General features: G+C 64.3%; 23 protein-coding genes. 7 read left to right on the top strand and 16 right to left on the bottom strand.

Annotation, left to right across the window (positions count from 1 at the left end):
• Window positions 1-17: 17 nt before the first annotated feature.
• Both ACQ4N9_RS17370 and ACQ4N9_RS17365 read right to left on the bottom strand, forming a co-directional pair.
• The gene (locus ACQ4N9_RS17370) at window positions 18-2,573 is read right to left on the bottom strand and encodes a PepSY domain-containing protein (RefSeq protein WP_390968444.1); all 2,556 of its coding nucleotides are present in this window, start codon (window positions 2,571-2,573) and stop codon (window positions 18-20) included.
• A gap of 99 nt (window positions 2,574-2,672) precedes the next feature.
• On the bottom strand, window positions 2,673-4,976 hold the full coding sequence (locus ACQ4N9_RS17365) for a TonB-dependent receptor (RefSeq protein WP_390968442.1): 2,304 nt from the start codon (window positions 4,974-4,976) through the stop codon (window positions 2,673-2,675).
• A gap of 221 nt (window positions 4,977-5,197) precedes the next feature.
• Between ACQ4N9_RS17365 and ACQ4N9_RS17360 the strand changes: the two genes are divergently transcribed.
• From ACQ4N9_RS17360 to ACQ4N9_RS17350, 3 genes are read left to right on the top strand one after another with little or no spacing between them, the layout of a single operon-like run.
• A complete protein-coding gene (locus ACQ4N9_RS17360; RefSeq protein ID WP_390968440.1) occupies window positions 5,198-5,878 on the top strand; it encodes a Fe2+-dependent dioxygenase in 681 nt (226 codons plus the stop codon).
• A 3-nt stretch (window positions 5,879-5,881) separates the two neighbouring features.
• Window positions 5,882-6,652: a tetratricopeptide repeat protein gene (locus ACQ4N9_RS17355; RefSeq protein WP_390968438.1), complete on the top strand. Its 771-nt coding sequence runs from the start codon at window positions 5,882-5,884 to the stop codon at window positions 6,650-6,652.
• A 53-nt stretch (window positions 6,653-6,705) separates the two neighbouring features.
• A complete protein-coding gene (locus tag ACQ4N9_RS17350; RefSeq protein ID WP_430933360.1) occupies window positions 6,706-7,227 on the top strand; it encodes a hypothetical protein in 522 nt (173 codons plus the stop codon).
• A 47-nt stretch (window positions 7,228-7,274) separates the two neighbouring features.
• Here ACQ4N9_RS17350 and ACQ4N9_RS17345 read toward each other — a convergent pair whose 3' ends face one another.
• Complete coding sequence (locus tag ACQ4N9_RS17345) at window positions 7,275-8,438, bottom strand: type III PLP-dependent enzyme (protein ID WP_390968434.1); 1,164 nt, start codon at window positions 8,436-8,438, stop codon at window positions 7,275-7,277.
• Window positions 8,439-9,022: 584 nt separating this feature from the next.
• Between ACQ4N9_RS17345 and ACQ4N9_RS17340 the strand changes: the two genes are divergently transcribed.
• The 3 genes from ACQ4N9_RS17340 (at window position 9,023) to ACQ4N9_RS17330 (ending at window position 13,018) form a co-directional block, all read left to right on the top strand.
• A complete protein-coding gene (locus ACQ4N9_RS17340; RefSeq protein ID WP_390968432.1) occupies window positions 9,023-9,511 on the top strand; it encodes a sigma-70 family RNA polymerase sigma factor in 489 nt (162 codons plus the stop codon).
• 17 nt (window positions 9,512-9,528) lie between these two features.
• Entirely contained in the window at window positions 9,529-10,491 is a 963-nt protein-coding gene (locus ACQ4N9_RS17335) for a FecR family protein (protein ID WP_390968431.1), read from the top strand.
• A 109-nt stretch (window positions 10,492-10,600) separates the two neighbouring features.
• Window positions 10,601-13,018 carry a TonB-dependent siderophore receptor gene (locus ACQ4N9_RS17330; RefSeq protein WP_390968428.1) on the top strand — a complete coding sequence of 806 codons (2,418 nt, stop codon included), beginning with the start codon at window positions 10,601-10,603 and terminating at the stop codon, window positions 13,016-13,018.
• A gap of 129 nt (window positions 13,019-13,147) precedes the next feature.
• Here ACQ4N9_RS17330 and ACQ4N9_RS17325 read toward each other — a convergent pair whose 3' ends face one another.
• The 5 genes from ACQ4N9_RS17325 to ACQ4N9_RS17305 form a co-directional block, all read right to left on the bottom strand.
• A complete protein-coding gene (locus ACQ4N9_RS17325; protein WP_390968426.1) occupies window positions 13,148-14,305 on the bottom strand; it encodes an osmoprotectant ABC transporter ATP-binding protein OsmV in 1,158 nt (385 codons plus the stop codon).
• Window positions 14,302-14,955, bottom strand: a complete 654-nt coding sequence (locus ACQ4N9_RS17320) for an ABC transporter permease (RefSeq protein ID WP_125860131.1) — start codon at window positions 14,953-14,955, stop codon at window positions 14,302-14,304. Before ACQ4N9_RS17320 ends, ACQ4N9_RS17325 begins: the two co-directional genes overlap by 4 nt.
• Complete coding sequence (locus ACQ4N9_RS17315) at window positions 14,952-15,863, bottom strand: glycine betaine ABC transporter substrate-binding protein (RefSeq protein ID WP_390968424.1); 912 nt, start codon at window positions 15,861-15,863, stop codon at window positions 14,952-14,954. Before ACQ4N9_RS17315 ends, ACQ4N9_RS17320 begins: the two co-directional genes overlap by 4 nt.
• Before the next feature lie 12 nt (window positions 15,864-15,875).
• Window positions 15,876-16,589: an ABC transporter permease gene (locus tag ACQ4N9_RS17310; RefSeq protein ID WP_390968422.1), complete on the bottom strand. Its 714-nt coding sequence runs from the start codon at window positions 16,587-16,589 to the stop codon at window positions 15,876-15,878.
• Window positions 16,590-16,834: 245 nt separating this feature from the next.
• Window positions 16,835-17,029 carry a hypothetical protein gene (locus ACQ4N9_RS17305; RefSeq protein ID WP_390968420.1) on the bottom strand — a complete coding sequence of 65 codons (195 nt, stop codon included), beginning with the start codon at window positions 17,027-17,029 and terminating at the stop codon, window positions 16,835-16,837.
• Window positions 17,030-17,197: 168 nt separating this feature from the next.
• On the opposite strand from ACQ4N9_RS17305, the gene ACQ4N9_RS17300 reads away from it, so the two are divergent.
• Complete coding sequence (locus tag ACQ4N9_RS17300) at window positions 17,198-18,781, top strand: peptide chain release factor 3 (RefSeq protein ID WP_125860125.1); 1,584 nt, start codon at window positions 17,198-17,200, stop codon at window positions 18,779-18,781.
• A 103-nt stretch (window positions 18,782-18,884) separates the two neighbouring features.
• Here ACQ4N9_RS17300 and ACQ4N9_RS17295 read toward each other — a convergent pair whose 3' ends face one another.
• From ACQ4N9_RS17295 to ACQ4N9_RS17260, 8 genes are all read right to left on the bottom strand, one after another.
• On the bottom strand, window positions 18,885-19,964 hold the full coding sequence (locus ACQ4N9_RS17295) for a polyamine ABC transporter substrate-binding protein (protein ID WP_390968418.1): 1,080 nt from the start codon (window positions 19,962-19,964) through the stop codon (window positions 18,885-18,887).
• Between the two features lie 52 nt (window positions 19,965-20,016).
• Complete coding sequence (locus ACQ4N9_RS17290; RefSeq protein WP_390968416.1) at window positions 20,017-20,358, bottom strand: cupin domain-containing protein; 342 nt, start codon at window positions 20,356-20,358, stop codon at window positions 20,017-20,019.
• A 33-nt stretch (window positions 20,359-20,391) separates the two neighbouring features.
• The gene (locus ACQ4N9_RS17285; protein ID WP_390968415.1) at window positions 20,392-21,798 is read right to left on the bottom strand and encodes an NAD(P)/FAD-dependent oxidoreductase; all 1,407 of its coding nucleotides are present in this window, start codon (window positions 21,796-21,798) and stop codon (window positions 20,392-20,394) included.
• Window positions 21,799-21,862: 64 nt separating this feature from the next.
• Window positions 21,863-22,672 carry a helix-turn-helix domain-containing protein gene (locus ACQ4N9_RS17280; RefSeq protein ID WP_390968413.1) on the bottom strand — a complete coding sequence of 270 codons (810 nt, stop codon included), beginning with the start codon at window positions 22,670-22,672 and terminating at the stop codon, window positions 21,863-21,865.
• A gap of 385 nt (window positions 22,673-23,057) precedes the next feature.
• Entirely contained in the window at window positions 23,058-24,026 is a 969-nt protein-coding gene (locus tag ACQ4N9_RS17275) for a peptide ABC transporter ATP-binding protein (RefSeq protein WP_390968411.1), read from the bottom strand.
• On the bottom strand, window positions 24,026-24,994 hold the full coding sequence (locus ACQ4N9_RS17270; protein ID WP_125860121.1) for an ABC transporter ATP-binding protein: 969 nt from the start codon (window positions 24,992-24,994) through the stop codon (window positions 24,026-24,028). The genes ACQ4N9_RS17275 and ACQ4N9_RS17270 overlap by 1 nt, the downstream gene beginning before the upstream one ends.
• A gap of 10 nt (window positions 24,995-25,004) precedes the next feature.
• Window positions 25,005-25,931, bottom strand: a complete 927-nt coding sequence (locus ACQ4N9_RS17265; RefSeq protein WP_125465372.1) for an ABC transporter permease subunit — start codon at window positions 25,929-25,931, stop codon at window positions 25,005-25,007.
• Between the two features lie 10 nt (window positions 25,932-25,941).
• Window positions 25,942-26,952 carry an ABC transporter permease subunit gene (locus tag ACQ4N9_RS17260; protein ID WP_125465371.1) on the bottom strand — a complete coding sequence of 337 codons (1,011 nt, stop codon included), beginning with the start codon at window positions 26,950-26,952 and terminating at the stop codon, window positions 25,942-25,944.
• Window positions 26,953-26,955 lie beyond the last annotated feature (3 nt).

Here is a 26,955-nt window from a genome sequence, read left to right as displayed (position 1 = left end):
ACGACATCACTGTCTGATCAGTACACATCCCGCCTATAGCGCCCATCCTCGATCAGCTGCTGCACCCGCGCTTCACCGAGCATGCCCTGCAGCGCCGCATCCACCCCTGCAGCCATGCCGTGCAAACTGCCGCACACATACACACAGGCGCCATCATCAATCCAGCGCTTGAACTCGGCGGCCTGCTGCAGCAGCACATCCTGCACATAGACCTTCTCGGCCTGGTCGCGTGAAAACGCCAGGTCCAGCCGCTGCAGGTCACCCTTGGCCAACCAGCCCTGCAGCTCCTCGCCACACAGCAGGTCGTGGGCACGATTGCGCTCGCCAAACAGCAGCCAGTTGCGCTGTTCGCCTGCGCCAATACGTGCCTTCAAGAGGCTGCGCAAACCGGCAAGGCCGGTGCCGTTGCCGATCAGTACCATCGGCGCGGTAGCGTCGGGCAAGTGGAAGCCGCTGTTTCGGCGCAGACGAGCGCTGACCGTGCCGTCCAGCGCCAGGTACTCCGTCAGCCACCCAGAACCCAGGCCCAGGTTGCCATCGGGGTGGCGTTCCTGGCGCACGATCAATTCCAGCTCGCCATCGCTGGCAATCGAGGCGATTGAGTATTCACGGGCACTCAGCGGGATCAGCGCATCGACCAGCGCCTGGGCATGCAGGCCCACCAGGTGCTCGCGGCTGGCCGGCAGCTGCCGGCTGGACAAGGCCTGGGCCAGGGTTTGTTCGAGGCCGTCCAGTTGCACCGGGCTGTGCGGATCGAGCCCGAGGCCTGCCAGCAACGCCGCCACGCGGGGTTGGCCATTGCGCGGCAGGATCTCCACCAGGTCGCCGGCCGCCCAGCTTGCCGGGGTTTGCGCCTGCAACCCCAGCAGGAAAACTGGTGCGCCCTGGCTGCCCGGGTTGAGCAGTTCACGGCGGCTCAGGCGCCAATTGCCGAAGCTGGCGGGCTGCCACGCGGCTACCGGGTGCGCGCCGGTCAGTTGTGCCAGTTCTTGTTGCCACAGTTGCAGCGCGGCGGGGTCGGCGTTGTCCACTTCGACCGCGCTGAAGGCGCTGCTGGCGCCACGCTCACTGAGCCAGGCCTGCAGCCGTCGGGCAAAGCCGCAGAAGTGCGGATACTGGCGGTCGCCCAGGGCCAGCACGGCATAGTCCAGGTGTTCCAGTGCCCAAGGCTTGCCGATGACTTTGCGCTCGAAGGCCCGAGCGCTGTCCGGCGCTTCGCCGTCGCCGAAGGTGCTCACCACGAACAGCGCGCGGTTGGCCTGGCGCAGTTCGGCTTCGCCCAACTGGGCCAGCGGGCGCACCTGCACCGGCAAGCCGGCGGCCTGCAGTTGGCCGGCGCTCTGCCAGGCCAGTTGCTCGGCGAAGCCGCTCTGGCTGGCGAAACCGATCAGCCAGCTGTCGCCGTTGCCGGCGGCAGCAGATACCGCGCCGCGGGCGGCACGCACCTGGCGCTTCTTGCGCCGGCGGTCGAGGTACAGCAGCCAGCCGGTGACGAAGAACAGCGGCATGGTCAGGCTGGCCACGGTGACGATGATTCGCCCCGGCAAGCCAAAGTAGCTGCCCACGTGCAGGGCGTAGACGCTCTGCAGCAATTGGGCCTTGAACGAGCTGTCGCTGTAGCGCTGGTGGCGCTTGATCTGGCCGCTGGCCGGGTCGAGGGTGAGGGTGTTGAAGGCGCGCTCGTGGTCGGCGCCCTGCAACAGGTAGAACAGCGTGGCCGGCTGGCCGCCGGCCGGCGGCAGCCGCAGGTTGTAGGTGGCAAGGCCAGGGCCCGCCGCGTCCTTGAGGTTGGCCCAGATGGCGTCGTAGTCGACTACCAGTGGCGGGGCGTTGTTGTCGACCATGGGCGGGCCGTGGCGGCCACCGCGGCCTTCGCCGCGCTTCTGCTCGCCGGCCACCGGTGGGTCGGCCAGCAACTTGTTCAGGCCTGCGCGGTACCACTCATAGGACCAGAACAGCCCGGTCAGGGCGAACAACAGGTAGAACAGCAGGCACCAGGTGCCGAACACCGCATGCAGGTCCCAATTGAAAGCGCGGCCTTTCTTGGCCCAGTCCAGGGTCAGCCAGGTCCGCCAGTTCAGGGCCTTGCGCGGCCAGCGCAGGTACAGGCCGGACAGGCAGAAGAAGATCAGCATCAGGGTGCAGGCACCGGTGATCTGCCGGCCGGTGTCGCCGACGGCGAGGAAGCGGTGCAGCTGCAACACGAAGTTGAAGAAGCCCAGCCCGCTCACTTCGCCCTTGAGCTCTCCAGTGTAGGGGTCGGCATAGCGCAACTCGCCACGGCGCTCACCGGGCGCGGGGGTGAAGAAGATCCGCGCGGCATTGCCCTCGCGGGTGTCTACCCACAGCATCGAGACCTTGTCGCCTTGCGCGGTTTCGACCCGGCGCACCAGCTCGGCCGGCGGCAACACGCCCTCCTGGCGAACCTCGACCTTGAGCACCTCGGCGTTGAACGCGCGCAGCAGCTCTTCCTGGAACGACCAGATCGCCCCGGTGATGCCCATCAGCGCCAGCACCAGGCCAGCGGTGATGCCAAACAACCAGTGGACCTGGAACAGCGTCTTCTTCAACACATCGATCACCTTGTCTGGCCGCCTACCGCGCGGCGTGCATTATGCCTTGATACGCAAAAGCCCCGTTCAAGCAAATGAACGGGGCTTGGGCTGCATCCTTTAGAAGTGGACGCTGGTGGTCAGCAATGCGGTCCGGCCCGCCGCCTGGTTGGCGAAGTGGGTGGAGAACGCCTTGTCGTAGTAGACCTCGTTGGTGAGGTTCTGCACGTTCAGCTGCAGGTCGACGTTCTTGGTCAGCTTGTAGGCGGCCATGGCGTCGTAACGCACGTAGCTGTCGACCATGGTGGTGTTGGCCACGTTGCCGAACACGTCATCGACGTAGAAGGCGCCGCCGCCGACGGTGAACTTAGGCGTGACCTGGTAGGTGGTCCACAGGCTGGCGCTGTTGTTCGGGGTGTTCGGCAGCTGGTTGCCGTCGTTGGCTTTACCCAGCGGGCCGCCGTCGATCTGGCGGGCCTGCATGTAGGTGTAGCCGGCGAATACCTGCCACTTGTTGGTCAGCTTGCCGCTGGCCGACAGCTCGATGCCCTGCACGCGGGTTTCGCCGACGTTTTCGTAGCTGGTGGTGCCAACCTGCACGCGGGCGTTTTCTTTCTCGGTGCGGAACAGTGCGGCGGTGAGGGACAGACGCTCTTCGAGCAGGTCCCACTTGGTGCCGATCTCGTAGTTGGTGGTTTCTTCCGGCTCCATGTCGCTGGAGAGCATGTCGCCGGCGCGGTTGGTGGTGTTGCCCAGCGGGTTGCCTTCCATGCCTTCACCCAGCTGCGCACCCGGCGGGGTGGCGGACGTGGCGTAGGACACATAGATGCTGCCGTTGTCGGCCGGTTTCCACACCAGGCCCAGCTGGCCGGTGATGAACTCGCTGGTGTCTTCGCCCTTGGCGGCGACCTTCTTGGCGTTTACTACGGTGCTGCCGTTGGCGTTGCGGCTGCGGTACTGGGTGTCGAAGTGGTCGTAGCGCAGGCCCATGTTCAGCAGCCAGGCCGGGGTCAGCTCGAGGGTGTCGAACACGTACAGCGCACGGGTGTTGCTCTTGGTGTTGGTGCCAGCGTAGTTGCGCGAGATGTCGCCGTTCCACGGGTCGTCCGGGGTCGGGTTGCTCAGCGAGGTGCAGTTGTAGGACGGTGCGCCGATGCCATTGCACACGTTCAAGTTGTTGACCTTGGTGGTGCCAGCCAATGTGCTCACATTGTAGGACGTCCGGTCGGACTCCTCGCGGCTCAGCTCGATACCGGTGGAGAAGCTGTTCTTCAGGCCACCCAGGTAGAACTCACCGAACAGGTCGGTCTGGTTGGTGGTGGTGGAGGTATTGCCGACACGGGTGTTGGCCCGGCGCCAGACGCTGCCGCGGTTGACGTTGCCCTGGCTGTCGTCGGGCTGGGTCAGGATGTAGTCCTGCATGCTGTTGCCGTGGCGCAGGGTGTTCTTGATGGTCAACGCGTCGGTCAGGTCGTGCTCGATGGCGAAGGTGGCGATGTCCACCCGCGACTTGCGGAAGTCACGGTCGGTCAGGCCATAGAAATTGTCGCTGTCGCCACCGTCATATGGCTTGCTCGGGTGCGCCGAGGTGCGAGCGTTACCGCCGCCAGCTGGAATAGTGTACGGAATGCCCGAATCCGGCAGGTCGTCGCTTTCCAGGTGGTAGTAGTCGAGGTTGACGCGGGTCGGCGTACCCAGGCCGAAGGCCAGCGACGGGGCGATACCCCAACGGTCGTAGTTGACCTTGTCGCGGCCGGCGACGTTGCTTTCGTGGGTCATCAGGTTCAGGCGCCCGGCAACGGTATCGCTGAACTGGTAGTTGCCGTCGAAGGTATAACGCTGGGTCTGGTCGCTGCCCCAGGTCCAGGCGCCGTCCAGCGAGTTACCCAGGTGCGCGCGCTTGCTCACCAGGTTGATGGTGCCGCCCGCCGCGCCACGGCCACCGATGGCCGAGTTCGGGCCCTTGGCCACTTCCACCGATTCGATGGCGAAGATCTCACGGGTTTGCGCGCCAGTGTCACGCACGCCGTCCAGGTAGGTATCGCCCTGGGCGTCGAAGCCACGGATGAACGGGCGGTCGCCTTGCGGGTTGCCGCCTTCGCCAGCGCCGAAGGTGATGCCAGGCACGGTGCGCAGGGCATCCTGCAGGTTCAGGGCGTTGGTGTCCTTGATCACTTGCTGCGGGATCACGGTGACCGAACGCGGCGTGTCCACCAAGGGTGCGGTGTACTTCTGCGAAGAGGCTTTCTCGACCTTGTACTCGGTGTTCGCCTGTTCGGCCTTGCCGTTGACGCTGGTGGCGTCGAGGGTGATGGCGTTGTTGGCGGCCGGGTCGGCGGCGTAAGCAGAAGTGGCAGTGATCGCCAGGCCGATGGCGGAGGCGAGCAGGCGTGGTGAACTGACGGCGGTTGGCACGTGACGCATTGTTATTGACCTTCCCCAAGGTTTGAAGGCCGCGGATGTTAATGTAAGCGAATGTAAGGAACAATTGAGAAGCGTTACCATTCGCTAGAAATTTACATTCTTTACATTTTCACCTTACGGTTTTTACGGGTTCGTGCGTCGATTGGTCCGAAAGGGGCTTGTGATAGGTAAAAGGGAATCAATATCATTGGCGCCCCTAACCCGCGCCAGGTGCCACCGCCATGCTGCTTCACATTCCCGGGCTGTTCGACGCCGACGAAATCTCGCGTATTCGCCAGGCCCTGGAGCAGGCCGACTGGGCCGATGGCAAGGTCACGGCGGGTTACCAGTCGGCCAAGGCCAAGCACAACCTGCAGTTGGCCGAAGGCCATCCGCTGGCCAAGGAGATCGGCAGCGCGCTGATCGAACGGCTGTGGCGCAACCCGCTGTTCATGTCGGCGGCGCTGCCGCACAAGGTGTTCCCGCCGCTGGTCAACTGCTACCGCGAAGGTGGCAATTTCGATTTCCACATCGATAACGCCTTGCGCCAGCCCAAGGGCAGCGCGGAGCGGGTGCGCACCGATCTGTCCTCGACGCTGTTCCTCAGCGACCCGGCCAGTTACGACGGCGGCGAACTGGTGATCCAGGACACCTATGGCGTGCAACAGGTCAAGCTGGCGGCGGGCGACATGGTGCTGTACCCCGGCACCAGCCTGCACAAGGTCAACCCGGTCACCCGTGGCGAACGCTACGCGGCGTTCTTCTGGACCCAGAGCCTGGTGCGCGAGGACAGCCAGCGCACCTTGCTGTTCGAGATGGACAATGCCATCCGCCAGCTCACCGCCGATGTGCCGGAGCACCCGTCGCTGCTGCAACTGACCGGCACCTACCACAACCTGCTGCGCCGCTGGGCCGAGGTCTGAGCCGTGTCCTATCAGTTGCGTCGTGAACAGGTGGTGGACCTGGCCGGGCTGCAGGCCATGCTCGAACACAGCCCGGGCCAGGCCGCCCAGGCCATCCTCGCGGCGGCAGGGCAGGGCGTGGTCGAGGCACAGTTGCTGCTGGGGCAGATCCTGCTCGACGGCCGCGGTATCGAGCAGGATGCCGAGGTAGCTCGGCGCTGGTTCCAGATTGCCGCCCAAGGGGGCGACGGCATGGCGCACAACATGCTCGGGCGCTGCCTGGAGCATGGCTGGGGCGGTGCGGTGGACCTGGTCCAGGCGGCCATTCACTACGCGCGCGCGGCCGACACCGGGCTGGACTGGGGTATGTACAACCTGGGTAACCTGCTGGCCACCGGGCGCGGGGTGCCGGCCAACCAGGCTCAGGCATTGGCCTGCTACGAGAAGGCAGCTCAGCTGGGCCATGCCAAGTCGATGAACCTGTACGGCCGTTACCTGGAACAAGGTATCGCCACTGCCGCCAGCCCGGCCCGCGCCGTGCGCTGGTATCGCCGTTCTGCCGAGGCGGGTGATTTTCGTGGCATGTTCAGCCTGGCAATGGTGCTGGTCGAGCGCGGTCAGATGGCCGAGGCAGAGCCATGGTTCGAGCAGGCCCGTGCAGAGGGCAACCTGAACTTCCTGCGCAGCAGCCAGGTGCACCTGCTGGCGGCCGGGCCGCTGCTGTCTGCTCAGGCGGCCCGTTATACCGGCGAGCTCGAGCTGCGTGCTGGTGCAGGGGAAAACCTTCGATCTTAAGTGTGCGCGGGGTGACGAGCATGCTGAGGCGACTTTCCCACAGGAGTTGCACCATGTCTGAACCCTACATCACCGAACAATCCTTCATTGCCCGTCTTAACGTGCTCAACACCAAGTATCCGGGGCCTGTAGGTCGCTGGGAGTACAGCCCGGGCTACAACGGCAGCGTCCACTGGCATCAGAACACCTGGCTGACCACCTCCCGCCAGGACCGAGATGCGCTGAAGCTGTGGTTCGGCGCCGTGGAGTACGGTGACGAAGGGCATGTCTACGAGGTCCGTCTGTGGACCAGCAACAGTGCGCATCCGATGTACAACCAGCGGGTCGACATCAGCACCAACGATTACCTCGGCTTCTATGAGCTCACCCCCATCGTGGGCCCACTTTGGCGCGTGGCGCATACCGATGACGGCAAGATGCGTATGACCACCCTCGATAACAAAGGGGTGGGCGTGCGCTGGGACAAGGCTGCCTGGACCACCGGGCGCATGGGCAGTTACCTGTGCACGGGTGCGGATTCGTCTGCCCTGTTCGATGTGGAAATTCTGCAGATGGGTGTCGAAGAACCGCTTTAAGTCTTTATCGCACATGTGAAAACGGGGCCTTGCGGCCCCGTTTTTCGTTACAGGTAGTAAGCCTTCAGCGGCGGGAAGCCGTTGAATTCCACCGCGCTGTAGCTGGTGGTGTAGGCACCGGTGGACAGCCAGTACAGGCGGTCGCCGATGGCCAGGTTCAGTGGCAGGCCGTACTTGTAGTTCTCATACATGATGTCGGCGCTGTCGCAGGTCGGGCCGGCGATGACCACTTCTTCGGTCTCGCCTTTCTTCTCGGTCCAGATCGGGAACTTGATGGCCTCGTCCATGGTTTCGATCAGGCCGGAGAACTTGCCCACGTCGGTGTAGATCCAGCGCTCGACCGCGGTGCGCGACTTGCGTGCCACCAGTACCACTTCGCTGACCAGGATGCCGGCGTTGGCGATCAGCGAACGGCCTGGCTCGAGGATGATTTCCGGCAGGTCGTCACCGAAGTCTTCCTTGAGGAAGCGAATGATCTCTTCGGCATAGGTCTCGAGGCTGTTGGTGCGGGTGATGTAGTTGGCCGGGAAGCCGCCACCCATGTTGATCAGCTTCAGCTCGATGCCGTCTTCTTGCTTCAGGCGCTCGAAGATCACCTTGACCTTGGCGATGGCGGCGTCCCACACGCTGATGTCGCGCTGCTGCGAGCCCACGTGGAAGGAGATGCCGTACGGCACCAGGCCCAGGTCGCGGGCGAGGATCAGCAGGTCCATGGCCATGTCGGTCTGGCAGCCGAACTTGCGCGACAGCGGCCAGTCCGCAGTGGTGGAGCCTTCGGTGAGGATACGCACGTAGACTTTCGAGCCCGGCGCGGCCTTGGCGATGTTGCGCAGGTCGGCTTCGGAGTCGGTGGCGAACAGGCGCACGCCTTTTTCGAAGAAGTAGCGGATGTCCTTGGACTTCTTGATGGTGTTGCCGTAGCTGATGCGGTCAGGGCTGACGCCACGGCCAAGCACTTTGTCCAGCTCGTAGATCGAGGCGATGTCGAAGCTCGAGCCTTTCTCTTTGAGCAGGTCGATGATCTCGACGGCCGGGTTGGCCTTGACCGCGTAGTAGACCTTGGCGAATTCGAACCCGGCGCGCAGGTCGTCGTAGGCCTGGCTGATCATCTGGGTGTCGATGAGTACGAACGGGGTTTCCTGCTTGTCGGCGAACGCCTTCATTTTCTGGAAGGTGTCACGCGCGAAATAGTCTTCGACCTGGATCGACATGCTCAAGGGCTCCATGGGCAAACTGAAAGAATAAGTGGCTGCAAACTGAACGTCCTCCGTATCCCCACTTTGGTTCGCCTACTTCCCAAGGCATGTCGCCGAAAGCAAAAAGGTCAACCGTGCCAGGGTGTGGCTGCGGGTGACCTTGCTGTCTCGTCGTCAGTACTTGAGCCGGATGGATCGTTTCCAGCATGGACGTTCGGCGCGCACTTTAGGGCGTGATTCCAGCAAGATCAACAGGCAATCCCGGTGGGTTCGCCGTGGATCGACGAGCAGCTACCTGAATAACCGACTCGTGTGACCGGCAGATGTTCCCCGGGATCTTTGAAGCGTTAAATATTGTGGAATAGACCGGGTTGGCCCCTTCGCGGGTGAACCCGCTCCCACAGGGATTACGCGATTCCTGTGGGAGCGGGTTCACCCGCGAAGGGGGCCGAGGTGTTCATATTTATGGCCACGTATCCCTGGTACGTCGGTGCATGAAACTCGTCATAAATTTTTTGTTACCGACTGGCGGAATTGCCGCTTTTGATGAGAAACATTACTATTCGCACCCTTATCTGCCTGCCTGATGATCACCCACCGTGTCCGGACACAAAGGCTTCCTCGACCACTATCACGAGCTGATCGGCACCTGGACGCGCAAGTTGCGCAGTCGTCAGCAGGCCGAGGACCTCACCCATGATGCCTTCGTGCGGGTTCTGGAAAGTCCGCGCGATCAGGTCGAGCAGCCACGCGCCTACCTGCACCAGACCGCACGCAATATCGCTGTCGATGGCTACCGCCGCGAAGACCGCCGCCAGGCCCTGGTGCTGGAAGGCTTCGACGACGAAGCGGCGGCGGGTGATGACCCGGAAGCCTACGTGCATGCCCTGGAATTGGCCGACACTGTCGAGCGGGCGCTGGCCGAACTGCCACTGAACTGCCGGCAGGTGTTCGTCTGGCAGAAGCTCGAAGGCTTGAGCCAGGCCGAGATCGCCGAGCGCATGGGCTTGAGCAAGAACATGGTCGAAAAGTATATGATCCGCACGCTCCGACATCTGCGTGAGCACCTGGATGTGTCGGCCAGATGAGTCAGGAGACCCCATTGATGAAACAGCATGCGTTCGATCCCGTCGGTGAGCAGGCGGCGGCCTGGTTCGCCCGGGTTCAGGACGCGCCGGGCGACGCCGAGCTGCAGGCGGCCCTGGAGCAGTGGCTGGCGCAGGATGCACGGCACCGCGACGAGTATCGCCGGCTCACGCAGCTGTGGCGCGCCGCCGAGCTGATTCCACGGCAACGGCTTCAGGCGCTCTGCGCGCCTGAGCCGGTGCGCCAGTTGCCACGCCGACGGGTGCTGCGCCAGGCCCTGGCGGCCGGGGTGGCGATCGCCGCACTTGGCCTGGGCTGGAGTGGCTGGCACTACCAGCGGCTCAATCATCAGGACGCATTGCAAACGGCACTGGGCGAGCGCCGCCAGTTCGACCTGCCGGACGGTTCGCAGTTGCAGCTCAACAGCGGCACACGGCTGAGCGTGGACTTTTCAGCGGGCCGCCGGCATGTGCTGTTGAGCCAGGGCGAGGCGATGTTCATCGTCGCCCACGACACTAGTCGCCCCTTTGTGGTCAGCACCGCCCAGGGTGAAGTGACGGTCACCGGCACGCGCTTCGACGTGCGCCAGGACCTGGCCAGCACCCGCGTTGCAGTGGAGCAGGGCTCGGTGCGGGTGCAAGGCGCAGGTGATGGGCTGGCGCAGTTGGGGGCCGGCCAGGGCTCGCATATCGATGCCCACGGCAAGGTTGCCGCCCCTTATGCCATCGACGTCGATTCGCTCACCGCCTGGCGCCAGGGCAAGCTGGTGTTCGACAACACGCCGCTCAGCGAAGTGGTCGTCGAAGTGTCGCGCTACCGTGCCCAACCGCTGCGGGTCGCCCCCGGCAAAGTGGCCGGCCTGCGCCTGTCGAGCAGCTTCAGCACAGATGACCCCGATGCCCTGCTGCGCGCCTTGCCGAGCATCCTGCCGGTGGCGATCAGGCAGCATGCCGATGGCTCCAGCGAAATAATTGCAAAATAGATTCAGGTTTTTTTTCGCCCGTTCGTCTTCCCCGCCAGCTGCAACTGCCAAGCATTTACATTTGCGTGCGGTTGGCGTTTATCCCGACCTTTCAGGATTTCTCGAAGACGTGAACAACAACAAACCCCTTCTCCAGCTGCGCCGCCTGGCGCTGGCCCTGGCGGTCAGTGCCGCTGCCGCCAACAGCTACGCCGACAGCATCCAGATCCAGGCCCAGCCGCTGGCGACCGCCCTCAAGCAACTGGGCCAGCAGACCAACCTGCAGCTGTTCTTCAGCCCCGAACTGGTGGCGGGCAAAGAGGCCCCGGCGGTGTCCGGCGACCTGGCTCCGGAACAGGCGCTGCAGCAGCTGCTGCAAGGCAGCGGCCTGACCTATGAGCAGTCGGCCGACACCGTGGTGGTGAAGCCGGCCCAGGCGGCCGGCACCCTCACCACCGGCAGCCTGGAGTTGGCGCCCACCGATGTGAAAGTGGTCGGTGACTGGCTGGGCGATGCCCAGCAGAGCGTGGTGCAGAACCACCCCGGCGCTCGCACCGTGGTACGCCGCGAGGCGATGGTGGAGCAGGGCACCATGAACGTGCGCGATGCCCTGCGGGGTATCCCCGGGGTGCAGGTGCAGGACTCCAACGGCACCGGCGGCAGCGACCTGTCGCTGAACGTCGGCGTGCGTGGCCTCACCTCGCGCCTGTCGCCGCGCTCGACCGTGCTGATCGACGGCATCCCCGCTGCCTTCGCGCCCTATGGCCAGCCGCAGCTGTCGATGGCGCCGATCTCTTCGGGCAACCTCGACAGCATCGACGTGGTGCGTGGTGCAGGCTCGGTGCGCTATGGCCCGCAGAACGTCGGCGGGGTGATCAACTTCGTCACCCGGGCGATTCCCGAAAAGGCCAGCGGCGAGCTGGCGACTACCCTTGAAACCTCGCGTTATGGCGGCTGGAAGCACACCGAGTCGGCCTTCCTCGGCGGCACCGCCGACAACGGCATCGGCGTCGCGTTGCTGTACAGCGGCGTCAACGGCAATGGTTACCGGCGCAGCAACAACGACAACGACATCGACGATGTGCTGCTCAAGACCCACTGGGCGCCGACCGATGTCGACGAGTTCTGGCTGAACTTCCACTACTACGATGGCCGCGCCGACATGCCCGGCGGCCTGACCCAGGCCCAGTACGACCAGGACCCCTACCAGTCGCTGCGTGACTACGACTACTTCGCAGGCCGGCGCAAGGACGTGTCGTTCAAGTGGCAGCGCCAGCTCGACGACGCCACCCAGTTCGAGGTGTTGACCTACTACACCGACAGTTTCCGTGGCAGCACCATCGCCTCCAGCGACATGAAGACCCTGTCGTCGTACCCGCGCAACTACCACACCTTCGCCATCGAGCCGCGCTTGTCGCGGGTGTTCTTCGTCGGCCCGACCACCCAGGAGGTCAGCGTCGGCTACCGCTACCTGAAGGAGGCCATGCGCGAGCAATCGACCCGGTTGTCGTTGATCGACAATGTGCCGACCCAGACCGCCAAGTCCGACGGCCATGTGTTCCAGGACCGCAGCGGCGGCACCGAAGCCAGCGCCTACTACATCGATGACAAGATCGACGTGGGCAACTGGACCATCACCCCGGGTATCCGCTTCGAGCACATCAACACCGACTGGCGCGACCGCCCGGTGCTGGACGACAGCCTCAAGCCGGTGGTGGAGAAGAACCGCAGCATCACCAGCAACGAGCCGCTGCCGGCGCTGAGTGTGATGTACCACCTGTCCGATGCGTGGAAGCTGTTCGCCAACTACGAGACCTCGTTCGGCAGCCTGCAGTACTTCCAGCTGGGCCAGGGCGGTAGCGGCGACAGTACCGCCAATGGCCTGGAGCCGGAGAAGGCCAAGACTTACGAGCTCGGCACGCGCTATGACGATGGCCATTTCGCCGGTGAGCTGACGGCGTTCTACATCGACTTCGATGACGAACTGCAGTACATCAGCAACACGGTGGGCTGGACCAACCTCGGCGCCACCACGCACCAGGGTATCGAGGCGTCGGCGCGCTATGACCTGGCCGGGCTGGACCCACGCCTGCAAGGGTTGTCGGTGAATGCCGGGTACACCTACACCCGTGCCACCTACGAGGGTGACATCCCCGGCTTCGAAGGCCGCGACCTGCCGTTCTACTCGCGCCAGGTGGCGACTGCCGGCCTGCGTTACCAGGTCAACCGCTGGACCTGGAACCTCGATGCGTTCGCCCAGTCCGGGCAGCGCGCACCGGGTACCGGCATGACCAAGACCGGCCAGTTCACCGGCAACTACATCACCGAACCGAGCGCCGATGGGCAGTATGGCGATATCCCGGGCTACGTGACCTGGCATGCCCGGGGTGGCTATGACTTCGGGCCGCAGTTGTCCAACCTGAAGCTGGCAGCCGGGGTGAAGAACCTGTTCGACAAGCAGTACTTCACCCGCTCCAGCGACAACAACTCGGGGATCTATGTGGGTGAGCCGCGCACCTTCTATGTGCAGGCCAGTGTAGGGTTCTGATCCGAGATTGCCGGGGCCGCTGTGCGGCCCTTTCGCCGGCAAGCCGGCTCCCACAGGGTATTGGCCAGGGTTACCAATGTGGGAGCCGGCTTGCCGGCGAAAGGGGCGCAAAGCGCCCCCGGCTTTCTATCAGGAGGCCACCGCCTCAGCCGGCGACACGATACTGGTCTTGCCACCCCGCGAGCGCCCGGAGCTCAGGTACGCGGCAATCGACTCCTGCGTCACCTCCCCGAGGAACACCTGCTCGGCATCCAGCACCGGCAGCCACGCCCGGTTGAACTCGTACATCCGCGACAGCAGGATGCGCAGATGTTCATCGTGTGATGCCGTGGCGTTGAACGGCCGCAGGAAGTCCCCGCAGGTGCCCTGTTGGCGATGCATGTCGCGCCGGCGCACATAGCCCAGCGCCTTGTTCTGCTCGTCGGTCACCACCACATAGCGGCGGTCGTGCTCATCGAGCAGCTCGAGCGCATCGGCCACCGGCGTTTGCGGGCTCACCGACGGCGCGTTGTCCGCGGCATCTTCGGCACGCACCAGCAGCAGGCGCTTGAGCGTGCTGTCCTGGCCGACGAAGTTGCTGACGAAGTCGTCCACCGGGTGCGCCAGCAGGGAGTCCGGGTGATCCAGCTGCAACAGCTTGCCGGCACGGAAGATGGCGATCTTGTCACCCAGCTTGATCGCCTCGTCGATGTCGTGGCTGACCATGATCACGGTCTTGTTCAGCGCCCGCTGCATCTCGAAGAACTCGTTCTGGATCAGCTCGCGGTTGATCGGGTCGACCGCGCCGAACGGCTCATCCATCAACAGCACCGGCGCCTCGGCGGCCAGTGCGCGGATCACCCCGATGCGCTGTTGCTGGCCACCGGACAGCTCGCGCGGGTAACGCTGCAGGTACTGCTTGGGCTCCAGCTTGATCATGCTCATCAGTTCGCGGGCGCGGTCGTGGCATTGCTGTTTGTCCCAGCCGAGCAGGCGCGGCACGACGGTGATGTTTTCCTCGATGGTCATGTTGGGGAACAGGCCGATCTGCTGGATCACGTAGCCGATACGGCGGCGCAGGGTCACTTCGTCCAGCCCGCTGGTGTCCTCGCCATTGATGAACACCTGGCCCGAGGTGGGGGTGATCAGGCGGTTGATCATTTTCAGCGTGGTGCTCTTGCCGCAGCCCGAGGGGCCGAGGAACACACAGATCTCGCCTTCGTTGACGGTGAGGCTCACGGTATCGACGGCTTTGACCTCCTTGCCGTTGGCGTGGAAGGTCTTGCTGAGGTTCTTCAGTTCGATCATGGGCGCAGTCCTTCTGGAGTCAGGGCACGTTGCAGGGTTTGCAGGAGCAGGTCGGCGACGATCGCCAGCAGGCTGACCAGCACGGCGCCGACCAGCAGCATCGACATGTCGCTGCGGCTGATGGAGGTAAGGATCAGCACGCCCAGGCCGCCGGCGCCGATGGTGGCGGCGATGGTCATCACGCCGATGTTCATCACCACGGCGGTGCGCACGCCGGCGAGGATCACCGGCACGGCGATGGGCAGCTCGACCATGCGCAGGCGCTGGCCGAAGGTCATGCCGATGCCGCGCGCGGCCTCACGGATACCCGGCTCGACATTGGTCAGGGCCAGGTAGGTGTTGCGCAGGATCGGCAGCAGTGAGTAAAGGAACACCGCGGTGATGGCCGGCAGCGGGCCGAGGCCCTGGCCGAACTTCGAGTAGAACGGCAGCAGCAGGCCGAACAGGGCGATCGACGGAATGGTCAGCAGCACCGTGGCGCTGGCCTGCAGCGGGCCGGCCAGTGACGGGAAGCGGGTCATCAGGATGCCCAGCGGCACGCCGACGAGGATCGCCAGGCCCACCGCGATGCCGACCAGGGTGATGTGCTGCCCGGTCAGTTGCAGGACTTGGGCCCAGTCCAGGTGGGCGAAGGTGTCGAGCAGGTTCATGGTTTCACCTCGCTGAGTGGGTGCGCTTGCAGGAACGCTGCGGCGACCACGGTCGGGCTCTGGTGCTCGACATCGACCTTGGCGTTGAGCTGGCGCATTGTCTCGTCATCCAGCTGTTCGGCCAGTGGCTTGAGCAGCGTGGCCAGCTGCGGGTGGGCGTCGAGCACGGCCTGGCGCAGCACCGGGGCGGCGGTGTAGTCGGGGAAGTAGTGCTTGTCGTCTTCGAGCAGCTTGAGGCTGAACGCGTTCAGGCGACCGTCGGTGGTGTAGACCAGGCCGGCGAATACCTGGTTATTGCGCATCGCGGTGTACACCAGGCCGCCGTCCATCTGGCGGATGTTGCGCCGGTCCAGCGGCAGGCCGTACTGCTCGCGCAGGCCGACCAGGCCATCGGGGCGGTTGGCGAACTCGGTGTCCAGCGCGACCAGGTGCAGGCGTTGGTGCTCGTCGTGCAGTACCCGGTTGAGGTCGCTGATCGTGTTGATCTGCGGATAGGCCTCGGCGACCTGCTTGGGCAGGCCCAGGGCATAGGTGTTGCTGAACTTCGACGGGGTCAGCCAGACCAGGCCTTTTTTGCCATCGAGTGCTTTTACTCGGGCGTAGGTGGCGTCTGCGTTGGGCATGCGCTCGTCGATATGGTTGTAGGACACCAGCGACACGCCGGTGTATTCCCACATCAGGTCGAGCTGGCCGGTCTCCTGCGCCTGGCGCGCGATGTTGCTGCCAAGGCCGGTGGTCACGCGTACCTCGAAGCCGTGGGCACGCAGGTACTGGGCGGTGATTTCGGCGAGCACGGTCTGTTCGGTGAACATCCGCGCACCGACGTGGATCAGCGGTTTTTCCGCTGCCTGGGCAAATCCTGCGTACAGCAGGGCCGCGCCCAGCAGCAAGGCGATTGTCTTGTTCATGGATTCCCTTTTTTAGTGGGCCAGGCCACGTTCCAGCCAGCGCTTGCTGGAGGCACTCACCAGCGCGTCGAGCACCAGGGCCAGCAGTGCCGTGCACGCGGCGCCGAGCAACAGCTGCGGTTGGTTGTTCAGGGCGATGCCGGGGAAGATCAAACTGCCCAGGCTGTTGGCGCCGATGAGGAACGCCAGGGGCGCGGTGCCCACGTTCAAGGCCAGGGCCACCCGCACGCCGCCGACAATGATCGGCACGGCGTTGGGCAGCTCCACCTGCCACAACTGCTGGCGCGGGGTCATGCCGATGCCGGTGGCGGCTTCCTTGAGCGAGGCAGGGACGTTTTTCAGGCCCTCGTAGGTGTTGCGCACGATGGGCAGCAGCGAGGCGAGGAACAGCGCGAAGATCGCAGGACCTGCGCCGATGCCCAGAACGCTCAGGGCGATGGCCAGAACGGCCAGGGGAGGAATGGTGTTGCCAATGTTGAAAAACTGCATGAAGCGTTCGGCTTTGTCGACCCGTTGCGGTCGACTCAGGGCAATGCCGGCGGGGATGCCCACGGCCAACGCCGCCGCCATCGAAGCCAGCACCAGCATCAGGTGCGCTTGCAGGTAGAAAGCAAGATCGTCGCGGTAGCGGGCGATCGTATCGATGCCGATCCAGTGGATCAGCAGGGCCAGGATGACGAGCACGGCGGCCCATCCCAACAGCCCTTTTCCGTAGCGTGCAGCCACAGGCGGACTCCTTCTTGTAGTCGGCGCTCGCACCCCCGTGTGGCCGGCCATTCCTGGCGGCGGGCGGTGTGAACGCGAGTAGCAGCGCGAGGCGGGCAGAACGCCGCGATCACGCCATGAGCCGAACCCCGTCGGGCCCGAAAATGCTGATGAAACCAATCCCCCAACCGAAGCGGGTTGCAGGGGAGTGGACGTCTCCGTGGGCGTAAAGGTTCCCATCTGAGGCGGCATTTGGCCAGTGTTAATCACTGGGGTGAGGGGATTTTGGCGAGAAAAAACAGCAGGTTAATGCGCTGCAGGCGTTGAAATAACTGCGCTGCGGCTATTTGTCGTGATGAAGCGGTTGCCTGATGAATTTGCTGTGGCAGTGCCGGCCCTTTCGCGGGTAAACCCGCTCCCACAGGGTTCTGCATTGCCCCAAAGTCTTGTGCGATAGCCATGCAGCACCTGAGCTCTCCACTGACCTCAGGCCAAGTGCAGTACCTGTGGGAGCGGGTTCACCCGCGAAAGGGCCGGAACAGGTGCCGCTGGTTCCGCAAATTTTGGTCTAGGGCCAACTTCAGGTATGATACGGCCCCTTTTTTAATCCCCCAGTCAGGCGATTTCCCATGACCAACCAGGCCGCCGAAGTCGCGAAGCGCCGCACTTTCGCAATCATTTCCCACCCCGACGCCGGTAAGACCACCATCACCGAGAAGCTCCTGTTGATGGGCAAGGCGATCTCCGTCGCGGGCACCGTGAAGTCGCGCAAGTCCGACCGCCACGCCACCTCCGACTGGATGGAAATGGAGAAGCAGCGCGGCATCTCCATCACCACCTCGGTGATGCAGTTCCCTTACCGCGAGCACATGATCAACCTGCTCGACACCCCCGGCCACGAAGACTTCTCGGAAGATACCTACCGCACCCTGACCGCGGTGGACTCGGCGCTGATGGTGCTCGACGGCGGTAAGGGTGTAGAGCCGCGCACCATCGCCCTGATGGACGTCTGCCGCCTGCGCGACACGCCCATCGTCAGCTTCATCAACAAACTCGACCGTGATATCCGCGACCCGATCGAGCTGCTCGACGAAATCGAGGCAGTACTGAAGATCAAGGCCGCGCCGATCACCTGGCCGATCGGTTGCTACCGCGATTTCAAGGGCGTGTACCACCTGGCGGGCGACTACATCATCGTCTACACCCCGGGCCACGGCCACGAGCGTACCGCGGTGAAGATCATCGAAAAGCTCGACTCCGATGAAGCCCGCGCGCACCTGGGTGACGAATACGAGCGCTTCCTCGAGCAACTTGAGCTGGTGCAGGGCGCCTGCCACGAGTTCGACCAGGACGAGTTCATCAACGGCCAGCTCACCCCGGTGTTCTTCGGTACTGCATTGGGCAACTTCGGTGTCGACCATGTGCTCGACGCGGTGGTCGACTGGGCGCCGCGCCCGCTGGCACGTGTGGCCCACGAGCGTACCGTGGAGCCGGTGGAAGAGAAATTCTCGGGCTTCGTGTTCAAGATCCAGGCGAACATGGACCCGAAACACCGCGACCGCATCGCCTTCATGCGCATCTGCTCGGGCAAGTACGAAAAGGGCATGAAGATGCGCCACGTGCGCACCGGCAAGGACCTGCGCATCGGCGATGCGCTGACCTTCTTCTCCTCCGAGCGTGAACAGCTCGACGAGGCCTTCGCCGGCGACATCATCGGCCTGCACAACCACGGCACCATCCAGATCGGCGACACCTTCACTGAAGGCGAGGCGCTGGGCTTCACTGGTATCCCGCACTTCGCCCCGGAGCTGTTCCGCCGCGTGCGCCTGAAGGACCCGCTGAAATCCAAGCAGCTGCGCCAAGGCCTGCAGCAGTTGGCCGAAGAGGGTGCGACCCAGGTGTTCTTCCCCCAGCGCAGCAACGACATCATCCTGGGTGCGGTCGGTGTGCTGCAGTTCGATGTGGTCGCCAGCCGTTTGAAGGAAGAGTACAAGGTCGAGTGCGCCTACGAGCCCATCACCGTGTGGTCGGCGCGCTGGATCAGCTGCGATGACAAGAAGAAGCTCGAGGACTTCCAGAACAAGGCCATGGAGAACCTGGCCATCGATGGCGGCGGGCACCTGACCTACCTGGCGCCGACCCGGGTCAACCTGTCGCTGATGGAAGAGCGCTGGCCGGATGTGAAGTTCCGCGCGACCCGCGAGCATCATTAACAGCAGCTACAAGTTGCAAGCTACAAGCTACAAGAAGAAGCGGGCCCGAATTGGCCCGTTTCTTCTTGCCGCTTGCAGCTTGAGACTTTGCAACTGACGAATGTCAGTTGCCTGCTTTTATGCTGGTCCAGATCCGCGTCCTGATGCGGTCAATCTTCGCCGGCATCGCCTCCAGGGCATACAGCTTGCCCATCACATCCTCGCTCGGGTAGATCATCGTGTTGCCCTTGATGGCCGGGTCCACCTTCGCGTCGGCCTGCTGGTTGCCATTGGCGTACTGCACGAAATTGCTGATGCCCGCCATCACCTCAGGCTGCAGCAGGTAGTTCATGTAGGCATAGCCCGCTTTTTCGTCCGGGGCATCGGCCGGCATGGCGACCATGTCGAACCACAACGGTGCGCCTTCCTTGGGGATCGAATACCCCACCTTCACCCCGTTCTTCGCCTCTTCGGCGCGGTTCTTCGCCTGCAGCACGTCGCCCGAGAAACCCACCACCACGCACACATCGCCATTGGCCAGGTCGCCGGTGTACTTCGACGAATGGAAGTAGCTGATGTACGGGCGCACCTTCATCAGCAGCGCCTTGGCCTTGTCGTAGTCGGCCGGGTCCTGGCTGTGTTGCGGCAAGCCCAGGTAATGCAGGGCGATCGGCAGCAGTTCGGGGCCGTTGTCCAGCACCGCCACGCCGCAGCTTTTCAGCTTGCCGATGTACTCGGGCTTGAAGATCAGGTCCCAGGAATCGACCGGGGCGTTGTCGCCCAGCACCGCCTTGACCTTGTCGATGTTGTAGCCGATGCCGGTGCTGCCCCACAGGTACGGGAAACCGTACTGGTTGCCCGGGTCGTTGACCTCCAGGGCCTTGAGCAGCACCGGGTTGAGGTTCTTCCAGTTGGGCAGCTGCGACTTGTCGAGCTTCTTCAAGGCCTTGCCCTGGATCTGCCGGGCCATGAAGTGGTTGGAGGGGAACACCACGTCGTAGCCGGAGTTGCCGGTCATCAGCTTGCCGTCGAGGGTCTCGTTGCTGTCGAACACGTCGTAGGTCGGCACGATGCCACTGGCCTGCTGGAAGTTCTTCAGGGTGTCGGGGGCGATGTAGCTCGACCAGTTGTAGATCTTCACCGTGTCGGCGGCGCTGGCCACGCTGGCGGCCAGCATCAGGGGAGCGAGAAGGAGCGTGCGCATGTCGGGGTTACCTTGCTTTGTCTGTTGTTATCGAAGGCAGGCGATCAGCGGATCAGAAGATCAGAACGTAGGTCTTGCGCACGGTCTCCTGGATGTCCCAGGTGCCGACGCTGTTGGCCGGTAGCATCAGTGCGTCTCCGGCTTCTATGACCAGGGGCTCGCCACCGTCGGGGGTGAAGGTGCAGCGGCCCTTGATGAAATGGCAGAACTCCTGTTGCACGATCTGCCGCCGCCAGCGCCCGGGGGTGCATTCCCAGATGCCGGTCTCGACCCCGTCGCTGCGTTCGACGCAGGTGACCGAGGTGACGGCGACCGGCTCGCCGAGGGGCACGGCGACCGGGTTGCTGCTCTGCAGGATGGCGCTGTCGGTGTGCTTGAACTGGGTGATGCTCATGACCGGTGGATCCTGTTGTGGTGGAGGGGGAAGTCAGTGCATGAAGCCTTCCATGAAGTCGGCCAGCCCGCTGGCCAGGCGCCGCCGCCAGGGGGCGCTGGCCGGGCTGGCGAGGGTCCGGTCCTCGTGGACGAAACTCTGGATGATCGCGTTGTAGCCCAGCCAGCGGCACGGCTCGGGCGGCCAACTGGCCAGGCTGGCCAGCGGGCGGTTGTCGTGTACCCAGGGCTGGGCGGTGAGGGCGTTGTGCTGGCCGAGGATCAGCGCCGCCAGGGTGCGCCCGCCGAGGTTGGTGGCACCGACGCCTTCGCCGCCGTAGCCGCCCGACAGGGCCATGCCACGCTGGCGGTCGCAGAGCATGTGCGGCCTGAAGCGCCGGGCCATGCCCAGGTTGCCGCCCCAGGAATGGGTGATGCGCACGTGCTTGAGCTGCGGGAACAGCTCGCCGAACAGGTAGCGACGCAGGTCGACTTCGCTGTCGGTGAGGGTGAAATCTTCGCGTAGCCTGCCGCCGAAGCGGTAGCCACCGCGGGCGCCGAACACCAGGCGGTTATCGGCGCTGCGCTGGCCATAGGTGACCTGGCGGCTGCTTTCGCTGAAGGCCTGGCCCTGGCTCAGGCCGATCTGCTCCCAGGTCGATTCCGGCAGCGGCTCGGTGGCCACCAGCAGGCTCTGCACCGGCAACTGATGGCGCCCGAGCGGCGGCAGGCTGGCGGCATAGCCCTCCACTGCCGGCACGACCCAGTGGCTGCGGATGCGCGCCAAGGGTGTGCGTACCTCGCCGGTTTGCCAGTCGATGGCCGGGGTGTTTTCGTAGATGGCTACACCCAGGTTTTCCACGGCTCGAGCCAGCCCGCGCACCAGCTTGGCCGGCTGGATGGTCGCGGTGTGCGGGCTGAAGATCGCGCCGTAGGGGTTGCTGATGCGCAGGTGCGCATCCAGCTGCTCGGGGCGCAGCCAGTGGTAGTCGTCCTCGGTCATGCCCTGGCGATACAGGTCGTCCAGCCAGGCGCGCAGGCTGCGTTCCTGCTCCGGGTAGCGGGCTGCACAGTAGAGTACGCCGCCCTTGCGGTAGTCGCAGTCGATGCCTTCGCGCTGCAGCACGCTGTGCACTTCGTCGGGGATGCCGTGCAGCAGGTCGATGCTGGCTCGGCGCTGTTGCGGTGACAGGCTGGCCAGCAGGCGGTCCTCACCCAGTAGGTTGCCCATCAGCCAGCCGCCATTGCGCCCGGAGGCGCCGAAGCCGGCGATGTTGGCCTCGATCACCGCAATGTTCAGTTGCGGGGCCTGGCGCTTGAGGTAGTAGGCGGTCCACAGCCCGGTGTAGCCGGCGCCGATGATGCATACATCGAGGTCCAGGTCTGCGCGCAGTGCCGGGCGTGCGCACAGCGGCTCATCGAGCTGGTCCATCCACAGGCTGATCGTGCGCAGGGGTTGCATCGGGTCGTGCTCCACATCCGTCTTGGTCTGTGGGCGATCCTATTAGTGCGCTGCGATGGCTGTCTTACGTGCGTGCACGCAGGGAAATTTGCTTGAGGTAGGCCTTGGGTGAGAGCCCGGTGTGTTCGCGGAAGCACTTGTAGAACGCCGACAGCGAGTTGAACCCGGCATTGAACGCCAGCTGGTCGATCGGGGCTTCGGCGCTGCCGTTGTCCAGGCCGGCCATCAGGTATTGCAGGCGCGCCTGGTTGACGTAGCGGTAGAAGCTCTGGCCCAGCACCTGGTTGAGCAGGTAGGAAATCTGGTTGCGGCTGTAGCCGCTTTCGTCGGCCACTTGTTGCAGGTCCAGCTCGGGGTCCAGGTAGGGGCGCTGGTGATTGAAGTAGTGCTCCAGGTCCTGGGCCATGGTCGACAGCTGGCGCGGCGACAGACCCAGGCGGCTGGTGGCCGGGCGCGGGCCGTCCGCCTGGCTGCCCTTGGCGTGCTGGCGCACCAGCGTTGCGTATTCGTTGATCCGCCAGATCAACCCGTCCTTGACCGTGATCGCCTCGCTGGACTGGAACGCCACCAGCCCTTCGCCACCTTGCACGGTGACCTGGTACTGGATGAACGCGGTACAGCCGTCGACGCGAATGCGGTCGCTGTGGACGATGTCCTCGCCGGCCTCGTGGGGCAGGCAGGCGCGCACGTAGTCGCGCAGCTCGTCATGGCCGAGCACGCGGTTCTGGAAGAAGTCGTGGTACTGGATATCCGGGTGGTACAGCGCCATCACCCCGTCCAGGTCGCGATGCTTCCAGCACAGGTGGTAGCGCATGACGGTGTCGGCGGTGAGCGGGGTTTGCCCGGGGCCGTCGGGGAGGGTGGTCGAGGTCATGGCAGCGATAGTGCATTGGCCCGCTTGCGGGTGACAAGGCCAGGCATTGCAGAACGCCTTTGGGGCCAAGCGGTGATCCGGCATTTTGCACGGCGAATCAAAGCGGCTTAACAGCTAAGGCCTTGTTTCATATGGATGTCATTTTTTGACACAACTGGCATGAGCGCTGCACGGACCTTGGTAGACCACGAACGAGGAGAAGCATCATGCGCTCGATACTGCTGTGGATGATTGGTGTGCCGATTCCGGTGATCATTCTGATCTGGTTCTTCATGCATTGAGATCCCTGGTGCCGCCTTGCGGCCCTTCGCGGGTAAGCCCGCTCCCAAAGGTTTGATGGAAGTCCTGTGGGAGCGGGTTTACCCGCGAAGAAGCTTACGCGGACTTAAAGGAACTGTTCCGCGTAATGGCAGGCCACCTGCCTTGTACCCACTTGCCTCAGCGCCGGCACCTCCTTGGCGCAACGCTCGGTCGCATACGGGCAACGCTTGTGGAACGCACAGCCATCCGGCGGATTCAGCGGGTTGGGCAGCTCACCGGCAATGCGGATCTTCGGCTTCAGCGGGTCCGGATGAATCGCTGGCGTCGCCGACAACAGTGCCTGGGTGTACGGATGCAGGGGTTTATCGTAGATATCCTCCTTCGGCCCCATCTCCGCCGGGCGGCCCAGGTACATCACCAGCACCTGGTCAGCCACATGGCGCACCACCGCCAGGTTGTGGGAGATGAACACGTAGGCGGTGTTGAACTCCTTCTGCAGATCCATGAACAGGTTCAGCACCTGGGCCTGGATCGACACGTCGAGCGCCGAGGTCGGCTCATCCGCCACCAGCACCTTGGGCTGCAGCATCATCGCCCGGGCCAGGGCGATGCGCTGGCGCTGGCCACCGGAAAACATGTGCGGGTAGCGCTGGTAGTGCTCGGGGCGCAGGCCCACCTGCTCCATCATCTTCTGCACTTTCTCGCGGCGCTCGGCCTTGCTCAGCGAGGTGTTGATCAGCAGTGGCTCGGCCAACTGGTCACCGATCTTCTGCCGCGGGTTGAGCGAGGCGTAGGGGCTCTGGAACACCATCTGCACATCGCGGCGCAGTTGCTTGCGCTCGGCCTTGCCGGCGCCGTTGACCTCGGTGCCGGCGATCTGCAGCGAGCCGGACGACGGCTCCTCGATCAAGGTCAAGGCACGGGCCAGGGTCGACTTGCCGCAACCCGATTCGCCGACCACGGCCAGGGTTTTGCCAGCTTCCAGTTCGAACGAGACGCCGTTCAGCGCACGCACCAGGGCATTGCCCTTGAACAGGCCGCGGGACACTTCGTAATGACGGGTCAGCTCACGGGCTGAAAGAACGACGGCCATCACGCCACCTCCTGGTTGAGCGGGTAGAAGCAACGCACCAGGCTATGGGCCTGTGGGTCGAGGGCGGGGCGTTGGCGGCGGCAGTTGTCCTGCACGTAAGGGCAGCGTGGCGACAGCAGGCAACCCTGCGGGCGGTCGTAGCGGCCGGGGACGATGCCGGGCAGGGTGGCCAGGCGTTCGGCGCCGATGCTGTGCTCGGGGATGGCCGCCAGCAGCGCTTCGCTGTAGGGGTGGGCGGGGATGTCGAACAGCTCCGGCACCTGGCCGACTTCGACGGCCTGGCCTGCATACATCACACACACGCGTTTGGCGGTCTCGGCGACCACGGCCAGGTCGTGGGTGATCAGGATGAGCGCCATGTTGCGCTCTTTCTGCAGGTTGACCAGCAGCTCCATGATCTGCGCCTGGATGGTCACATCCAGCGCGGTGGTCGGTTCGTCGGCGATCAGCAGCTTGGGCTCACCGGCGATGGCCATGGCGATCGCCACCCGTTGGCTCATGCCACCGGACAGCTGGTGCGGGTAGGCGTCCAGGCGGCTTTCGGCGCCCGGGATCTCGACTTTTTTCAGCAACTCCAGGGCCCGCTGGCGGGCGGCCTTGCCCTTGAGCCCGAGGTGTTGACGCAGCACTTCCTCGATCTGGTAGCCCACGGTGTAACTGGGGTTGAGCGCGGTCATCGGGTCCTGGAAGACCATGGCGATGTCCTTGCCCACCACCTTGCGCCGTTGTCGGCCGCTGAGCTTGAGCATGTCGGTGCCATCGAAGGTGAGGGCATCGGCGGTGATGCGCCCGGGGGCGTCGATCAGCCCCATCAGGGCCATCATGGTGACCGATTTGCCGGAGCCGGACTCGCCTACGATGGCGAGGATCTCGCCGGCGTCCACGTTCAGGTCGAGGCCGTCCACCACCGGTACTGCATTGGCGTCGCCGAAGCGCACGTTCAGGTTGTTGATCTGCAACAGTGACATGGCGGTCTCCTCAGGCGGCGTTCTTGAGTTTCGGGTCCAGCGCATCGCGCAGGCCGTCGCCCATCAGGTTGATGGCCAGGACACTGAGCAGGATGGTCAGGCCGGGCAGGCTCACCACCCACCAGGCGCGCTCGATGTAGTCGCGCGCCGAGGCCAGCATGGTGCCCCACTCGGGGGTGGGCGGTTGCACGCCAAGGCCGAGGAAGCCCAGGGCGGCGGCGTCGAGGATTGCCGAGGAGAAACTCAAGGTGGCCTGCACGATCAATGGCGCCATGCAGTTGGGCAGCACGGTGACGAACATCAGCCGTGGCAGGCTGGCGCCGGCCAGGCGTGCGGCGGTCACGTAGTCACGGTTCAGCTCGCCCATCACCGCGGCGCGGGTCAGGCGTACGTAGGACGGCAGCGAGACGATGGCGATGGCGATCACCGTGTTGATCAGGCCAGGCCCGAGGATGGCGACGATGGCCACGGCCAGCAGCAGCGAGGGCAGGGCGAGCATCACATCCATCAGGCGCATGATCGACGGGCCGAGAATCTGCGGGAAGAACCCGGCCAACAGGCCCAGCAGGATGCCGGGGATCAGCGACATCACCACCGACGACAGGCCGATCAGCAGCGACAGGCGTGCGCCCTGGATAAGCCGTGAAAGCAGGTCGCGGCCCAGTTCGTCGGTGCCGAGGATGAACTGCCAGGTGCCGCCTTCGAGCCACACCGGTGGCGTGAGCAGGAAGTCGCGGTACTGCTCGCTGGGGTTGTGCGGTGCCACCCAGGGGGCGAACAGTGCGCAGAACACCACCAGGGTCATGAAGGCCAGGCCGGCCACCGCGCCTTTGTTGCGCGAGAAGGCCTGCCAGAACTCCTTGTAGGGCGAGGGGTAGAGCAAACTTTGGTCAACCGCGGCTGGCGGAGTGACGGATTTTGGAATCGGGCTGGTCATGACGAAGTCCTCAGCGCTGATGGCGGATGCGTGGGTTGACCAGGCCGTAGAGGATGTCCACGACGAAGTTGACCAGGATCACCAGGCAGGCGATCAGCAGAATGCCGTTCTGCACCACAGGGTAGTCACGGGCGCCGATGGCTTCGATCAGCCATTTGCCGATGCCCGGCCAGGAGAAGATGGTTTCGGTGAGCACGGCGCCGGCCAGCAGCGTGCCGACCTGCAGGCCGAACACGGTCAGTACCGGGATCAGGGCGTTGCGCAGGCCGTGGATGAACACCACGCGGGCGGGCGACAGGCCTTTGGCGCGGGCGGTGCGGATGTAATCCTCGCGCAGCACTTCGAGCATCGACGAGCGGGTCATGCGGGCGATCACCGCCAGCGGGATGGTGCCCAGCACGATGGCCGGCAGGATCAGGTGCATCAGCGCGTCCTTGAACGCCCCTTCTTCGTCGCTGAGCAGGGTGTCGATGAGCATGAAGCCGGTCTTCGGCTCGATGTCGTAAAGCAGGTCGATGCGCCCGGAAACTGGCGTCCAGCCCAGGCTCACGGAGAAGAACATGATCAGAATCAGGCCCCACCAGAAGATCGGCATGGAGTAGCCGGCCAGCGAGATGCCCATGACGCCGTGGTCGAACAGCGAACCGCGCTTGAGCGCGGCGATCACCCCGGCCAGCAGGCCGATGATGCCGGCGAACAGCAGGGCGGCAAAGGCCAGTTCGAGGGTCGCCGGGAACAGCGTGGTGAACTCGTGCCAGACGCTTTCGCGGGTGCGCAGCGACTCACCGAGATCGCCCTGGGCAAGCTTGCCGACGTAGTCCAGGTACTGCACCGGGAGCGGTTTGTTCAGGCCCAGGCGCTCCATGGCCTGGGCGTGCATTTCGGGGTCGACCCTGCGTTCGCCCATCATCACTTCGACAGGGTCGCCAGGGATCAGGCGTATGAGTGCGAAGGTCAGCAGGGTGATACCGAAGAAGGTCGGGATCAGCAGGCCTAGGCGCCGGGCAATGAAACTCAACATGTT

It is taken from the genome of Pseudomonas sp. ES1 (genome assembly GCF_050586605.1).
In the GTDB taxonomy this organism is placed as follows: domain Bacteria; phylum Pseudomonadota; class Gammaproteobacteria; order Pseudomonadales; family Pseudomonadaceae; genus Aquipseudomonas; species Aquipseudomonas sichuanensis.
Note: the sequence above shows the minus strand (reverse complement) of the source record. Positions and strands in the feature narration are given on the sequence as shown.